The organism is Amphibacillus sp. Q70 (genome assembly GCF_052055485.1).
Lineage (GTDB): Bacteria > Bacillota > Bacilli > Bacillales > Amphibacillaceae > Amphibacillus.
The window spans coordinates 2,395,784-2,413,222 of the sequence record NZ_CP197171.1 but is presented as its reverse complement, the minus strand read 5'-3'; the positions used below and the strand labels follow the sequence as shown (position 1 = coordinate 2,413,222).

The 17,439-nt window shown below is 37.0% G+C and carries 6 protein-coding genes; 3 read left to right on the top strand and 3 right to left on the bottom strand.

Features of this window, described 5'->3' with window-relative positions:
• The first annotated feature begins 1,281 nt into the window (after positions 1 to 1,281).
• Positions 1,282 to 2,187 carry a nuclease-related domain-containing protein gene (locus ACS127_RS10660; protein WP_440895024.1) on the top strand — a complete coding sequence of 302 codons (906 nt, stop codon included), beginning with the start codon at positions 1,282 to 1,284 and terminating at the stop codon, positions 2,185 to 2,187.
• Between the two features lie 251 nt (positions 2,188 to 2,438).
• On the opposite strand, the gene ACS127_RS10655 is transcribed toward ACS127_RS10660, so the two are convergent.
• Together ACS127_RS10655 and ACS127_RS10650 are read right to left on the bottom strand one after the other, a co-directional pair.
• A complete protein-coding gene (locus tag ACS127_RS10655; protein ID WP_440895023.1) occupies positions 2,439 to 3,206 on the bottom strand; it encodes a TSUP family transporter in 768 nt (255 codons plus the stop codon).
• An 81-nt stretch (positions 3,207 to 3,287) separates the two neighbouring features.
• The gene (locus tag ACS127_RS10650; protein WP_440895022.1) at positions 3,288 to 4,172 is read right to left on the bottom strand and encodes a 5'-3' exonuclease; all 885 of its coding nucleotides are present in this window, start codon (positions 4,170 to 4,172) and stop codon (positions 3,288 to 3,290) included.
• 1,013 nt (positions 4,173 to 5,185) lie between these two features.
• Here ACS127_RS10650 and ACS127_RS10645 point away from each other — a divergent pair.
• Positions 5,186 to 6,931 (top strand): ABC transporter ATP-binding protein, encoded by a 1,746-nt coding sequence (locus tag ACS127_RS10645; RefSeq protein ID WP_440895021.1) that lies wholly within the window; start codon positions 5,186 to 5,188, stop codon positions 6,929 to 6,931.
• Positions 6,928 to 8,958 carry an ABC transporter ATP-binding protein gene (locus ACS127_RS10640; RefSeq protein ID WP_440895020.1) on the top strand — a complete coding sequence of 677 codons (2,031 nt, stop codon included), beginning with the start codon at positions 6,928 to 6,930 and terminating at the stop codon, positions 8,956 to 8,958. The genes ACS127_RS10645 and ACS127_RS10640 overlap by 4 nt, the downstream gene beginning before the upstream one ends.
• A 1,004-nt stretch (positions 8,959 to 9,962) precedes the next feature.
• Here the strand turns inward: ACS127_RS10640 and ACS127_RS10635 are convergent.
• Positions 9,963 to 16,124 (bottom strand): pullulanase, encoded by a 6,162-nt coding sequence (locus tag ACS127_RS10635; protein ID WP_440895019.1) that lies wholly within the window; start codon positions 16,122 to 16,124, stop codon positions 9,963 to 9,965.
• Between the last annotated feature and the right edge of the window lie 1,315 nt (positions 16,125 to 17,439).

Here is a 17,439-nt window from a genome sequence, read left to right as displayed (position 1 = left end):
ATCGATAGAAACATTCTGTCTGAGTCTTTCTGATAAACAATTGATTGAGATGTGGGATAGAGCGCTGCTATTCGACTTTTCAGATGAATTGATCACATGAAATGAACGATAGAGCGCTGCTATTCGACTTTTCACGATGAGTGACCGGATGAAATGAACGATAGAGGGCTGCTATTCGACTTTTCAGATGAATTGATCAGATGAAATGAGTGATAGAGCACTGCTATTCGACTTTTCAGATGAATTGATCAGATGAAATGAGTGATAGAGCACTGCTATTCGACTTTTCACGATGAGTGATTAGATGAAATGAGTGATAGAGGGCTGCTATTCGACTTTTCAGATGAGTGACCGGATGAAATGAACGATAGAGCGCTGCTATTCGACTTTTCAGATGAGTTGATCAGATGAAATGAACGATAGAGCACTGCTATTCGACTTTTCAGATGAATTGATCACATGAAATGAGCGATAGAGCGCTGCTATTCGACTTTTCAGATGAGTTGATCAGATGAAATGAACGATAGAGCGCTGCTATTCGACTTTTCACGATGAGTGACCGGATGAAATGAGCGATAGAGCACTTCTATTCGACTTTTCACGATGAGTGATTAGATGAAATGAGTGATAGAGCGCTGCTATTCGACTTTTCAGATGAATTGATCAGATGAAATGAACGATAGAGCACTGCTATTCGACTTTTCAGATGAGTGACCGGACGAAATGAGCGATAGAGCGCTGCTATTCGACTTTTCACGATGAGTGACCGGATGAAATGAACGATAGAGCGCTGCTATTCGACTTTTCACGATGAGTGACCGGATGAAATGAGCGATAGAGCACTTCTATTCGACTTTTCACGATGAGTGATTAGATGAAATGAGTGATAGAGCGCTGCTATTCGACTTTTCAGATGAATTGATCAGATGAAATGAACGATAGAGCACTGCTATTCGACTTTTCAGATGAGTGACCGGACGAAATGAGCGATAGAGCGCTGCTATTCGACTTTTCACGATGAGTGACCGGATGAAATGAACGATAGAGGGCTGCTATTCGACTTTTCACATGGATTGGCCGTTTAAAAAGTGGGATAAAAAAACGCTGTTAAAAAGATATTATGATTTTGGATATTTTTTTAAAAAAGTATTTTTCCCCTTATTCACATCGAGAAAATTCATTATCTGTCAATGTTGAATTTATTTTTACCAAAAGACTTTCAACCAGCCTATGTTTGTACTATAATCATAATTAAATAAATGAATAGAAAGGATTTGAAAAATGCTTTACAAACCTCGTTGTAAATCCACCGAGCTATTAAAGCTTGCCTCTCTCAACCTCCGTATGAGTCTACCCGAAAAGATCAGGCAGCACTACTTAAATCTTGAAAAAGGCTATGAGGGAGAATGTTTATTTGATTCGTTAACGGAAAAACTCCAATGTGATTGTCTCATCTTAAATGACTTACTCCTAAAAGCAAATCAGACAATTTTCCAAATTGATTCACTTATCATCACGGCAAATAAAATTTATTGTTATGAAATAAAGAACATGAAAGGTGATTACTATTACGATGATGATAAATTTTTCAACATAACCAATATTGAATGCATCAATCCGTTACATCAAATGACTCGAGCGAGTACCTTGCTTAATCAGATTCTTCGTGTTCATGGCTTCCGTCTACCGATTGAAGGGTTTCTAGTTTTTATAAATAATGAATTTACTTTATTGCAAGCTCCACTTAACAAGCCTATAATTCATCCCACTCAGATCAAACAGCATCTTAAGACTATAAACACCCTATCTAACAAGTTGAATAAAAAACATAAACAACTTGCAGATAAATTAGTTTCCTTACACATAGTAGATTCACCTTTTTCCCAACTACCCACATATAATTATGAAGATTTGCAAAAAGGAATAACCTGCTACAACTGCGGCTCATTTTCAATAAACATCAGAGGACAAAAATGTATTTGCACAAATTGTACTACTGAAGAAAGGGTGGATCATGCTATTAGAAGATCTGCTAAGGAATTCCAACTTTTATTTCCAAATAAAAAAATAACAACGCATACAATATATAATTGGTGCCAAATTGTTAACTCTAAGCAACGGATATATAGGGTATTAAATCAACACTTTAAGCAGATTAATTCTCGTCGATGGACATATTATAAATAAATTATGGAATTTTACTAATGATAAAATCAACCCCACCAATTCACACTGAAGGGGTTGATTTTTTTTACTATAGTCCTGCTCCCTCAAACGAATAATCATAATAGTAGGGAGCCTCTGATGACCTTTGTATAGCACTTCATGAAATCCATCAACTAAAAAGTCTGCAGCAAAAGCTTCTTGGAAGATCGTTTCGATCGAACGATGATAATAATTTTGAAGAACTGGACTGATTTTTCTGATAATAAATTAACTCAAAAATATGTATATAGATTATATATATTTAAAATCGTTAAGCCACTAATGACTACTTTAAAGACAACCTCAACACTGCTAAGTGATAGCCATTTCGATAAATGGGAGCCGATTGCTCCACCTAAAATACCACCAATGATCATGCCTGGTAACATTGCCAAATCATAACTTAATAGGTCCACACTTATGATCGTTAAAAGCATCGAAGATAACTGCGAAAAGCAAATAATAAAAATAGAATACAGTCCAGCTTGTTTGGCGTGCATAGCGAAAAATAAACTCAATAGCGCGATATTATGTGGACCTCCACCAATATCTAAAAAAGCAGATAATAATCCGAGGGCTAAACCCACAATCAGAATTAACCGTTTATCTTTAACATGGAAAACGGGAAAATTTTCTTTAAATTGCACATAAAAAAGAACCGCACTAAAGATTAAAATTAATAAACTCGTTTGTACAGCACCAACCCAACTATAAGCTAATAGTGATGTGAAAATTCCCTTTCCAATTAACCCACCTAATACTGCTCCACTAGCTAACAATATCGCTTGTGTCCTGTCCATTGTCTTAACTTCACGGCGTCTGGTCCATAATGAAACAATAGACATAGATAAAACAGTCATTGATGAAAGAACACCGATAGTAGCAACTGGATAATGCCCCAGAAAATCAAGCATCGGTTTGATGAATACTCCCCCACCGATACCAGCTATAGCACCAATAGTACTTGCTAAAAGTCCAATTATAAAGTATAGAAAAATCATATGTCATCCCCTCTACTAGAGCATCTTTTTTCGTGCTGATTTTATAATGATGTATTTAGGACTAGTGATAGTTTAATCATTTTAGTTTAGCCGGACTTTTACTTCGAGCTGACCTAGTATATCACGAATCTTCTCATACTCTGGTTGATAGATAAGATCATTTAAACTAAAGGAATGATCAAAGGCAATATCACAATTGATCGTCACAAGTTCTTTACTGATATGAGCTGATTCTTCTCCGTCGATCAACTTCTTGATATAGCGTTTAAATTTAGGATCAAGATTTGGTAATAATTGATAGATATTTTCAACGGAGTGATACATTTGGATTAACGGTAATGCTGATTTTTCGCCCACACCTGCCACGCCCGGGACGTTATCACCTGGATCACCTAAAAGTGCTTTAACATCAATCCATTGGTACGGTTCAATTCCATACTCATCACGAAAATGGTCGATCGTATAACAAATTTCTTTCTTTTTTTGTGCCATAATTTGCGAAGTATGTGGATTTAGGAGTTGTAGAAAATCCTTATCATTACTATAGATTAAACAATCTTTTGCTGTTTCAATTGACCATTTTTGAGTTATGGAACCGATAATATCATCGGCTTCATGTGGCGGAATTGTCAATTGACTAATGCCAAGTTGGTCAAGGGCATGATTTAATGTTTCGTATTGTTGAATTAAAGGGAATGCGAGTTCACTTCGACTTGCTTTATAGAAGTCATATTTTTGCCGGCGCTCGGTATCCTCTCGTTTAACATCCCATGCAACCACCAAATGATTCGTTTGATATTCGGTAATTAAATTAAACAACTTTTGAAAAAAGACGCGCAGTCCATTTGTATACAACCCAGCTGAATTTCGGGACAACTGCTCTTCTGTTTTATTATATGCTGTTGCAAAATAACCTCGGCTCAATAGATTAAAGCCATCAATCACTAACAATTTTTCCTCTCTCATCTCATAACCTGCTTTCTCTATTAAGTACTCTATCATTCAGTATATCAGTTTCTCGTAACAGCACAACTAAGTTTCTTTATAGATTGTATCATATCATTTTATCCAAATAATTTTATAAAGTTGATAGAGTCTGTTAAAGATTGAAGGGCACATTAACCGTAATTTCATAAAGCGAAACTTCAATCAGTGGGAGTTGGGCCCACAGGATGTAGGTCATGCATATGGTTCCGGTGGGGCGAGTTTTACGGACGGTTATCTGTGATAAAATTAATTTATCTTGGCTTAAAAATCAATCCTTACTTTCAGGAAACTTAAAGAATGCTTTTAATTGAGTTATTTTAATTAATTAAAATATTTTCCCATTTTTTATTGACGTCAGATTTTTTTGACTATATAATGAAAAAGCATTCATAAAATACTTTAAAAGGAGGTCATGATTATGTTAGTCGTATCAATTAGCCAACGCACACTCAACTTTATAGTTAATCAATTAAATATCGTGACCCCTTTTTCTTATATTTATTAGGTCGACATCTGTTTATTTTACCAGATTGTTGATTCTGATTAAATTTCAAAACTGGGCCACGATTACATCCGTGGCCTTTTTATGTTGTTTTCCAAATTGGAAATTAAGTACACTATTTTGCTTTTTTTGTGTACTTCACAGCGTATACGGCATGGGCGTATACGCTTTTTTATTTGAATTTTTTCCACTATCAGAAAAGTTAAAATTTTGTCGATAATCGGCTCAGATAAACTGAGATTTTCACTATAGAGACTTGACACTTATCACAAGAAAGGTACATATTGCTGTGGTGCAAATGCTAGTAAATAGCTTTTTCTAGTGTAATGAATCATCCCACACCTTTATAAAGTTTTGGCAAAAAACAAATTTATCTAATGAGGATGAGATCTAATGAGTATTTAACGAGTAAACAGTAATTTTAAAAGCTTTTACTGGTATTATCTGCTTAGCAATCAGCTAAGCATTGATTGAAATGGAGCGTGATACAATGTTTTCAGTTTTTCAAAAATTAGCTTGGTTTTTCAAAGCAGAATGGAAGCGATATACAATTGCGATCTCTGCACTGATCATCGTTAGTTTTATCGATCTTATCCCACCCAGGTTAATCGGGATCACGATCGATCTGATTCAATTTAACCAGCTGACGTGGGCAAAATTAAACCAGATCATTATCATTTTTATTGGTTTAATTATTTTAAGCTATGTCGTCATGTTTATTTGGGATATTAAACTTTTTAGTGGAGCTTTAATTCTAGAACGTAAAATGCGGACAAAATTAATGCGCCATTTTCTAAAAATGAATCCACGATTTTTTAGTAAAAATCGCACCGGAGATCTTATGGCACGTTCAACAAATGATTTAAAATCAATTATGATGACATCGGGCTTTGGTGTAATGACCTTGATTGATTCAACTGTTTTAATGAGTTTCATCATCTTAATGATGGGCTTTACCATCAGTTGGCAACTGACATTTGTTTCCTTAATCCCGATGCCGATCATGGCAATTGCCGTTCACAAATATGGAAAGGCCATTCATAAACGATTTTCCGATGCTCAACATGCTTTTAGCGAAATGAATAATTACACATTAGAGTCCATTCGTGGTGCTCGTGTCATTCGGGCTTTTGTCCAAGAAGAACAGGATCGAGAACGATTTGGGAAAATCACTGATGATGTTTTCGAAAAAAATAAAGCTGTTGCTGAAATGGATGCTTTATTTGAGCCAACCATTAAAATCTTAGTTGGACTTTCTTATACGATTGGTTTAGGTTTTGGTACCTTTATGGTAATTAATCATCAAATCTCAATTGGGGATTTAGTGACTTTTAATGTCTATCTTGGCATGTTGATTTGGCCGATGTTTGCGATTGGACAATTAATAAATGTTATGCAACGTGGGAATGCTTCGTTGGATCGTGTGGAAAAAGTCTTATCGCAGGAGCCAGATGTGTCCGATCCGAAAGAGCCCATTCAAATTTCCAGACCAGAAGTGATTGTTTTCGATCAAATTCAATTTTCCTACCCTGATACGGAAGATAATCAACTAGATATAACCAATTTGACCATCTATCGAGGTGAAACCATTGGTATCGTGGGAAAAACAGGTGCCGGCAAAACAACATTATTTAAACAGCTCCTGAGAGAATATCCCCCACCCACTGGTGAACTAACCATTAATGGCGTTCCAATTAATCAATTTCGTTTAGATGAAACGAGAAGCTGGATGGGTTATGTTCCTCAAGAACATATTCTTTTTTCAAAAACAGTCAAAGAAAATCTCAGCTTTGGTGGTGAAAATATCTCGGTTTCAGAAATTAATCGAATCCTCGAATCCACTTCATTAAAAGATGATATTGACGCACTGCCAAATGGATTAGAAACATTAGTTGGAGAAAGTGCTGTTACCCTCTCAGGTGGACAAAAACAGCGTGTATCTTTAGCAAGAGCTTTACTCGTTGATCCTGAGATTTTAATTCTTGATGATTCGTTATCAGCTGTTGATGGAGAAACAGAAGCCAATATCATTCATCATTTAAAGCAAGAACGAACAAATAAAACAACGTTGATTGCTGCTCATCGTTTATCAGCTGTTAAACATGCTGATCAGATCATTGTCTTAGATAATGGTAAAATCATTGAGCATGGCACCCATCAACAATTAATGGACCAAAATGGTTGGTATAAAGAGCAATATGATATTCAACAAATGGAGAGGAAGGTGGATCAATGAAACCTTCAACTGAAAGAAGATTATTTAAATATGCTTTATCAAACGGAAAAGTCATTAGCATTGCTCTCATCTGCTTGATTATTGCAGTCGCTTTGGAACTGACGGGCCCTTTTATTGCTAAAACTGTAATTGATAATCATATCGTTGGTATTCAAGCAGAGTGGGTTGAAGTCGACAGGGACCAAGAAGACACTGTTGATTTTCAAGGGAAACATTTAAAAAGGTCAGATCGTTTATCAGAAAATGAACAAGTCATCGAATATTATACCTTGGTTCAAACCAATCGAGATTATTATTTGATTGATTCACAAATTCCTACAAACAGTACGATTGTCCTAACAGATGATGACCAATTAATCGCTCATTATGACGATCAAACGGAAAGAGTTACAGGGAGTCAATTATCTGTTAATCAGCTTTATTCATTTTTCCAACCAGAAATTCAACCGATTTTTATTTTACTTATCGTCTATCTAGGGTTGATTTTAATTTCTGCTGTTTTTGCCTATTTTAAAACCTATCTTTTGCAAATCTACGCAAATAAAATTATCCAACGTATTCGGAATGACGTTTTTGCTAAAATCCATGAACTTCCGATGCAGTATTTTGTAGATCGTCCAGCAGGTAAAATTTTGGCAAGAATCACGAATGACACTGAAGCGATTAAGGAATTATATGTCAATGTACTTGAAACATTTTTCAATGGCTTTATCTATATGGCAGGGATATTTTTCGCCTTATTTTTATTAAATACTCGACTCGCCTTTATTTGCTTAATTTTTATTCCCATTCTTTATCTTTGGATTAAATTTTATAAAAAATACGCGGGCAAATACAATCGTGTGATTCGTTCAGTAAACAGTGATATCAACGCTTCGATCAATGAATCGATTCAAACCATGCCAATTATTCAAGCCTTTAGACAAACCGAAGAAAGACAGACTGAGTTCGAACAATTAAACAATCGCCATTATCGTTACCAAAGGAAAATGGTTATTTTAGAAGCTTTCACCTCTTTTAACCTTGTTAATTTTTTAAGAGGAGTTGCCTTACTTGGCTTCATTTGGTTTTTTGGTAATGGGGCTTTAACAGCACAAGGTTTGATCACAACGGGAGTTTTATATGCTTTTGCCGATTACTTAACACGGTTATTTGAGCCCATGGAAATGATCATTAATCAACTCCCACAGCTTGAGCAAGCACGAGTATCAGCTAATCGTGTCTTCGAATTGTTGGATGAGGCTGGTGAAGCAATCGATCAAAAACCCATCGCACGTATTCAAGGGCGAGTCCGTTTTGATCAAGTAAGCTTTGCCTATGAAAAAGACGATTATATTCTTAAAGATGTTTCCTTTGATGTCCTAGCTGGGCAGACTGTTGCCTTTGTCGGTCACACTGGCTCAGGTAAGAGTTCAATTGTGAATCTGTTATTTAGGTTCTATGATCAACAAAAAGGGGTAGTAAAAATTGATGAAATCGATAGTCGAACATTAACACGTCAACAAATTAGACAACATATTAGTATCGTACTACAAGATCCATTTATTTTTACTGGAACGATCCTGTCAAACATTACCTTAAATGATCCTGCGATCACACGTGAAAAAGCAATCGCTGCTTTAAAAACGGTAGGAGCTGATCAATTTATTGAAAAGTTACCGATGACATATGATCAACCGGTTGGAGAAAACGGGAGTGACTTTTCAACAGGACAAAGGCAGCTTCTTTCCTTTGCTCGTGCCTTAGCATTCGATCCTGCCATTTTAATCTTAGATGAGGCAACAGCCAATATTGATACAGAAACAGAAGGCCTAATTCAGAAAGCGATTGGTGTCCTAGCTGAAGGTCGAACCATGCTTGTCATCGCCCATCGCTTATCAACCATTCAACATGCTGATCAAATTATTGTCATGAACAAAGGAAAAATTATTGAAAAAGGAAAACACGAAGAACTCCTAGATCAGAACGGCAATTATTATCAAATGTACAAAATGCAGCAAACCGGATTGATCGAACAAATTAGTTAAAAAATTTTTTAAAAAAATTAAATGATTAGGTTTATTTTATAAAATAACGGGAATAAATAAGTACAAGGCGAAGAACATAAGAGAAGTGATCAAAAGAGGATGGAAAGAATCGAGAAGTTCGAGACGGCGAAGTTTTGATCAGATGGTTTTCACACAGGAAAAGTGCATTTCTTTTCCAAGGAACGGAAGGTATGCTTTAGAAACATGAGTAGTGGAAAAACAAGCCAACGAGCTTCCACAAAGTGTGGTGACTTCGACGTTCGACACAAATCATTTCGGTGATGGGCCGAGTAATCATAGCCCTAGCCCCAGAACATGTCAACAGTTAGTCGAAGGTTCCCTACTCTCGAAGTATTATTTTCACCGGTCTTTTTGAACATCCTCTAGAAGAAAAAACTAATCTTATTTGTTCTAAAAGCCTTAGCGGAAAATTTGCTTCAAACCACTGGCGATACTACTGCTCGTCAGGAACGTGGCTAGATGATTTTTGTAAGTCGTAACTTGCAAGAAAGAAGGAACAATTTTTTGCACGTCAGATAAGCTTAAAGTTATAAGGTTAGAACTTAGCTGGCGTACCAAGTATTAAGATAAGAAAAACAAACACCTTTAACCAAATACTGGGTTTTTCTTATCAAAAACACGTAAAACAGCTTGTGAATATTGTTAAGCGAAAAACAAGCTAATAATGTTCGCCCCTATAATGTGGGAAAAGAAAGCTGCAAGAAGGTAAGCTTCTAGTACGACGAGATTCAATCGTCAGAGAAGACACTATTTTGGTAAGACCATTTCAGTAAATTAAAATTTAAGAAGGAAAACAAATTTTCCGCAAAACCCCGATAAAATGGGGGAAATAAAAAAGGCATGCTCGAGTTACTAAGAGCATGTCTTTTCATTTATGGATATCACGATCGAAAGTAAGTTTTTCGCACTACTAATTTGAATGCTGTACAAAATAGAGAAATACATCCCACTCAAATGTCAAGTGGGATGACCTTTTACAAACTTTACGATTTTTTACGCTTATAGTTGTACAAGGCTAGACTAGCGCCAACAATTAAGATAAGCGTGCCAATTAGCAAATAATTGTAAAGTGATGTGGCTGTTGATGGTAAGGAATCTCCTTTGTTAGCTGAATCCCCATCACCTGTTGTACCATCTCCTGAACCGTTAGCTGTTGAGTCATCTCCTGAATCCGTATCTTTCGGATCATTTCCTGGATCAGCGTCAGAACCGCTACCTGTTTCATCTTCTAACTCAGCTATTTGAGCTTCTAATGCCTCGATATGGGCTTGAAGTTCAGCAATTCGTTCAGCAAGCTTTTCATCATTCTCATCAAGAGCTGCAATGTCAGCTTGAAGTTTGGCTAGGAGTTGCTTAAGATCTGCAACATCTTTTCCTAGTACTTCTAATTTCTCTAAACGTTCAGTCAGATCTCGGATGTCTTCTTCAAGTTTTTCAATAAGATCTTTGAGCTCATCTCCTGAACCTGCATCACCATCATCATCTGCTTCTAATCGAATAACAGTAGCCGTTAAAGGATCCATTTCAATTGAATCTTCTGTTAGGACAACACCAATCGGATCACTAATCGATTCCGTACCGGCAGTTAATCCATCAACTAAAACATCACCTGCAGAAAAATCTTCTGATAGGGTTAACTGACGTGTTTCAGTATCTGCATTAACAAATACCGCATAACTATCGCCATCACTGTCAATGGCTTGATAACCCATGATTAAATCTTCTGTACCGATTTCAGGCGCTTCGATCAACGAGACAAATTGATCAATCTCCTCCATTGTCCCACGACTAAAGGCGTCAGTTGAACGGCGCAAAGCAATTAAACCTGTAGTATAACTTTGTGTTGTTGTATTAATGGGATAAGCTTCTTCATCAGTCGCCATGCCCCAATCAATTTTATTGATTACATCTGTTGAATCATAGGAGTCATGAATGAAGTAAGGATACTCAAATGGTTCACCATTTTCATCTGTCATAAACGTTGATTTATATGGTGCATCCGCTTCAGCAACCTCACCCATATAATCTTCATGACGGAACTGTTTGGTTCGTCCAAATTCTTGACCGGCATGAATAAATGGTGTGCCTTGTGCCGTTAAGACCATCAAATTACCAAGCCGAATTCGTTGATGGATTTCTTCAGCATGATCTTTAGGATCTTTTTGAATCGACTGAGCAATCACATCATGTAAGGTTAGATTATCGTGTGCTGCAATATATGGAACGACATCACCAGGGTTTGTTGCCTTAAAGTTATGTGGATTTGCCGTTAAGTTATCATAAATTTGTTGAATGTTACGTGCACCACCTGTTAAGAATCGTGGCTGTCCTTCACTACCAAAACCTGACTTCAATTCATTACGGAATTCATCTGAGAATGAACCGACACTTTCAGTATCCTGCATCCAGTGTTGATCTGCGGGTTGAACATCAGGATAATTTTCATCACCCTCATAAGTCACCCAACCTTCACCAATCATCACAATGTTAGGATTGATTGCTTTTGCCTCATCATAAGCAATTTGAATCGTTTCTGCATCATGATCTCCCATCATATCAAATCGGAAACCATCCACATTATATTCCTCTACCCAATAAGTAATCGAATCCACTAAAATTCGACGTGCCATGGCATGAGTCGTTCCTAGACGCCCACCACCAAAGCTTTCACGTGGGGTTCCATCAGCATCCATGAAGTGATAATAATTCGGTTCTAAATCTTCAAAAATGGAAGTGCGCGCTGTATGATTGTAAACAACATCTAAGATCACACCCATACCTCGGTCATGAATCTCATCAATGAGCAGTTTGAATTCTTCGATTCGCTTCGCTGGATCTTCAGGATTTTCAGAGTACATACCCGTTAATGAAAAATAACTATGCGGGTCATAACCCCAGTTGTAATTATTATCTGTCGATGAATAGTCAAGCAAACGTTCACTATTATTAAATTCATCAGCAAAGAAATAACTCATCACTGGTAGTAATTGAACATGGGTCACCCCAAGTGATTCGATATAATCCAATTTTTCAGCAAAGGCACTAAATGTTCCAAATTGATTCTCTAGCTCGTCTTCTATTGCTGGATCAGAGGTAAAATCACGAACATGCACCTCATAAATAATTGCATCTTCGCGCTTCTCAAAACCATCAATTTCAGCAAAATCAAGCTCCGGACCAATCGAACTTGGATCAACAATGGCTGCTTTACCAATCTGACTCTCTGGATCACCGCTATCCCAAGCCGCCATTGATTTAGCATAAGGATCAAGTGCTAACACTGTTTCACCTTCGCGTTCGATCGCAAAATGATAGTAATAGCCTGTTAGATCATTAATATCCGTATTTGTTTCATCTAATTCAATCGACCAAACACCACGATCACCCAAAGTCATCGCTAACTGGTCATTAACGATTTGATCTTGATCCTCTTTATCATATAATACGACACGGACTGAATCCGCACTCGGTGACCATAATTTCAATTCTGCTGAACCGTCTGCACGTAAATCTAAGCCTAGCTCACCATCATAGGCATACAATTCATCTTTCAAGCGCCAACCAATACGTGCCACTGCCTCACGTCCACGATAAGTAATCGTATAAGGCGCATCTTCTAACAAAAATTCACCTGACACTTTTACCGTATCATTGTCTTCATTAATCGTCACAACAGATACTTCGATGGCATCTTCATTTACATTAACCATTTCCAAATCTGCTAATAAATCATCTTCTGTTAGCTCTGCTACTGTACTGAAGGTTAATTCAATCAATGAATCAGATAACAATTCAGCCCGTAACAAGCCTTCTTCACTTACAAAGTAAGGATTGGTATACACGTTTGGATCTCCTTCACGTACAAAAATTTGATTATGTTGATCTAGGTCTGAAAATGACATATCTTCTGTTTGTTCCTGTTTTACTGGATTATAAATTAAAAAGCCAATTTTACTCGCGTTTTCAGCTAAAGCTAGATCATAAAAACTTCCATATTGTCCTTCTTCAAATGGGTGTTCGACACCTGCCCAATCAGTTGTTGCTTCTGCAACATCGTCCCAAGTCCATAGACCCCAATCAGAATAATCTCCATCTTCGCGGAAATAGTTGACCCGAATGGAATCCGACTCAGCCAGTGGTTGATAGCTATGAACATTAACTGTATCAAAATCATCTTCTAACGTTATCCAAGCTTCATTCATTTCTGAGCTCAGCACTTCAACCGATTGGTCACCAGTAAGATCATCACCTTGAAGATTGTTAATCAAGAATTGAATTTGCCCAGGATTTGGAACGACTTCAAAATCCAGATAGTAACCAAAATCTGTTTCAACTGCCTCACTAAAGCTCATCGCTCCGTTCGGCCAATCTGATATTTCTTCTGATGGTTGTACCACATCACCCCAAAGCCACAAACCAAGAGTATCAAGATCGCTAGGATCCAACCCTGTGAAGTGGAGCCGAAAAAAGCCATCTGGCACATCACCAGCACCTGGTGCTGCTTCTCCTGGTAAGATCATTCCATTTTCTACTGACAATAAAACAGTTCCTCCATCAGCTAACTGAGGCACAGATAAAGTAACAACATATTCACCGTCTTCATTTTCAGTAGCTGAATACGTTTTGTCAGTATAATGATCTGTCACCTCCACTTCCTGACCTGAGACTTCCAATGTAATTTCTTGGGCTTCTTCAGCCACATTAAAACCTAGATAAACAGATTCATCCTGATATGAACGCTCGATCACTAACCATTCATCACTATCAGAACCAGCAATGGTGGATCGTTCACCACGTGACAGCAATTCTGAATGATCAGAGCGGAAAGCTAATAGTTCTTGATAATGATCAAGGATATCATTGTCTTCAACTAAATCCCAATCAAAATCATATCGATTATCATATTCTGGCCAATTTTCCGCACCCGATTGACCAAGCTCTTCGCCATAATAAATTACCGGTTGACCTTTAGCCGTCATTTGTAATGAAGCAGCTAATTTAAGCTTACCTTCATCACCATTCACTTGGTGAGTAAGAAAACCATCTTCATCATGGCTACCTAAAAACTGCCCTAACGTTGCGTTATTTGAGATCATGTCATTACGTGTGATCAACTGATCATTGGCTTGCTCTAGGCTGCCATCTACAAAACGTTTAGCATAACCTTTAAAGTCAAAATCAAGCAGACCATCCATGGTGCCAGTATTATGATAGCGCGTATAGGTATAATTTGATTCCCATGCTTCACCAATTAATTTAAAATTCGGATCAATTTCAACAAGCTCATTTTTAAAATGCTGCCAAGTGACGTCATCAACATGCTTAACCGTATCAACACGATAACTGGCAATTGAATTGCCATTAGTTGTTGTTGATTTTTCAAGCCAGGCCGTTTGCCACTCAACAAGCTGTTCACGAACTTCCGCTTCTTCTGTGATGAAATCGGGTAGACCTGACAATTCCGATTTTAAATCCCCAGAACCTGATTGTTCACGAAGCATGCCAGCAAAACGAGCACGGTCTTCATCAGTTGGATAACCTGCCGGTAGATCTGCTAAATCCTCATCTGGCTTCAATCCATATCCTGTATGGTTAAGGACAACATCAACCATAATATCAATATCTCGCTCTGCTGCTGCATCAATTAATTGATGGAATTCTTCAAGTGTTCCTAAGTGCGGATTTAATTCTTCAAAGTCTTTCGCCCAATAACCATGATAGGCAAAATAAGACCCTTCAGATACATTATCATTCACATCATAACCTATGTTTTCAACTATTGGTGTAATCCAGATCGTATTAATACCTAAATCATCTAAATATTCTAAGTTCTCAGTAACGCCTTTAAAATCCCCACCTTGATATGCACCACGTGGGTTATCTTCAATTTGATCATAACCTATGTCATATGGATCATTATTAGTTGGATCACCGTCAGCAAAACGATCAGTCATCATAAAGTAGATAACTGCCTCATCCCAATCTCGCTCATCTTCTGATTTATCACGCTCAGTGACAGTTGCTGTTGTTTCGGTTGTATAGACGCCACCATTCTCGTCAACAACCTTTACTGGGATCACCTTTTCACCAGGTTCAATATCTGACCGAGCCGATAAGGTGACGCGATTTAATTCAGGTGAAATCACTAATTCGTTGGAACCACCTAATGCGCTAACATCCGCTTCAATTCGCCGAATGTCTAAGTCAGAATTGTTTGTAATCTCAACATCTAATAAAGCATGCTGATCATAATGAAACGTATTACTGACTTCAGCTTCAATATCAATATCTTCTTCGCCTTCTTTTTCCTCTGGGTCTTCTTCAACAACATCCGTTGACACATAATAAGGATTGGTAAAGACCTCATCCGTACCTTCTTTAACGAAGATTTGCTGATGTTGATCAAAATCAGTAAAGGTCATGTCACCTGTTTGACTCCGATCTTCTTCTTCTTCAATCATTTCAACAAATAAAAAGCTAAAGTTAGTGGGATCATCCTGAAGTGGAATATCTAGATAAGCACCATAACGGCCAATTTGTTCATCTGAAAATGGTGTTGCTCCATCAGGCCAGGCAGCAACAGACTCTGATGCTTCGACTACATCACCCCAATACCAAACACCCCACGGCTCATAAATGTCTGAATCTCTTTGGTAATGAACGCGAAGTGTCGGTTCATCAAATTCAATTGGTTCATAATAATAAACTTCACCTTCGTGCGTCAACCAAATTTCATTAGCTTCAGGGCTGATCAATTCAATGTTCACATCATCTACATGCGTCTCTTCATTTGAACTAACCACTTGCAAGCTAATTTCAGCCGCGTCTTCAACTAAAGGAATATCTAAATAAGCACCAAATTCAGTCGTTTGATCTGCTGTGAAATACTCACCATTCGGCCAATCACCCACATCGTCTGAGTCCTCTAAGACATCACCCCATAACCACAAGGCTAAATCTTCTAGCTCAAGATCACCATAATCATAATGAATCCGTATATGATTATCTTCTATTGCTTCTGTCGCCTGATCAGTTGCTTCAGCATAAACAACTGGATTAGGTAAAGCGCTTGTTAACATACTCAATAATAATACAAAAATCATACTTAGTGCAGTGATACGATTCCTTCTTCTTTTCCTAGCCATAATAAGCCCCTTTCGTCATAAATAAACAAATAATTGTCTAAAAATACTCCTTTCTTTGCTAGTTTTTCAAAGTTATCGAAAACAGCGTAAACGTTTGCATTATCATGAAGAAAAATGTCGCATAGAAAATATTCCAAAATATCTATGCAACCGTTTACATTATTATTCTACTATTAAACTAGTTATATTTCAACTACCAAAAGAAAATAAATATCATTAATTATAGTGCGGTAGCATGCATTTAGTAGTGGGGAAATTGATCTAATATGTTATTTCAAGCTTTATAAAAGTAAACAATGGTGACTTTTAAATCAAATTATTTTCGAGGTGTTTCTAAGTGCTAACGTTTGCGTTAAATTCATATATTTTGATCATTTGATCTAGTTAATAAAATCTTATTTCGTCTAATGACTAGTTACTTTGATCGTTTATCTGCTATTTATCACCGACAAAACGTCTCTTTTTGGACTGGAGCTGAAACTACCAAAATTGTTAGATTAATAAGACAGCTACAGGGAAACACTACGCTTTCCACGAACTTGAGCTCAACGTTGATAAAAGAAGATCTTTTTTACCTACCGTAGCTTCTCAATAAGTCTGGAGCTAGGGCTGTGATTATTCGTTTCACCATAGTAATTTATAATTACTTGCCCCAAAAAATTAAGTTCCAGAATTAGAAAACCACTTATTCTTGCGATATAATCGCTCGATAACCTTCCTTAGCGCGGTTATTCTCCTTATCAAAAACGTCTGTTGAAATTTTATTCTTTCCTTACATATAAAAAAGGCGTTACAAAATATTTGATGTACAGCGATAGCTTCTTCCTACGATTAGTCAAGTGTTATTTATATATCCTAGGGATATCCCCAACAAGTCCTTTACGAGAACCTATAAACTTAGTTGCCATTCAAAAGCCAAGTAAAACGCGCCTATTTCATGTTTTATTTGAACTCCCTGCTTAAAAAGTCAGATAGTTTGCTTCTATCACATGTTTTGAGCTTTCATTTCAAGCAGAATATCAGATAGAGGGCTTCTATCAAGCATTTCATACCAATTGCAAGTCAATTTGTCGGATAGAGGACTTCTAGCAAACATTTTAAACAAAATTCCAAACTAAAATACCAGATAGGACTCTTCTATTCGATGTTTCAAATGAGATTTCAATTCAAAAACCGAATAGAGTGTTTCACTCCCCTTTCTAAAACTCCCAACAAAAAAACTGTTGCCCAACTAATTTTCATTGGGCAACAGTTCTTTTTCATTATCCTATTATTACACCTTAACAGTCCATATAGTCTCTAAAACGATAAAAAG

What these genes read in the sequence shown, in the direction of transcription:
- ACS127_RS10660 (WP_440895024.1), top strand. Translation starts at nt 1,282, where the DNA reads ATGCTTTACAAACCTCGTTGTAAATCCACCGAGCTATTAAAGCTTGCC.
- ACS127_RS10655 (WP_440895023.1), bottom strand. Translation starts at nt 3,206, where the DNA reads ATGATTTTTCTATACTTTATAATTGGACTTTTAGCAAGTACTATTGGT.
- ACS127_RS10650 (WP_440895022.1), bottom strand. Translation starts at nt 4,172, where the DNA reads ATGAGAGAGGAAAAATTGTTAGTGATTGATGGCTTTAATCTATTGAGC.
- ACS127_RS10645 (WP_440895021.1), top strand. Translation starts at nt 5,186, where the DNA reads ATGTTTTCAGTTTTTCAAAAATTAGCTTGGTTTTTCAAAGCAGAATGG.
- ACS127_RS10640 (WP_440895020.1), top strand. Translation starts at nt 6,928, where the DNA reads ATGAAACCTTCAACTGAAAGAAGATTATTTAAATATGCTTTATCAAAC.
- ACS127_RS10635 (WP_440895019.1), bottom strand. Translation starts at nt 16,124, where the DNA reads ATGGCTAGGAAAAGAAGAAGGAATCGTATCACTGCACTAAGTATGATT.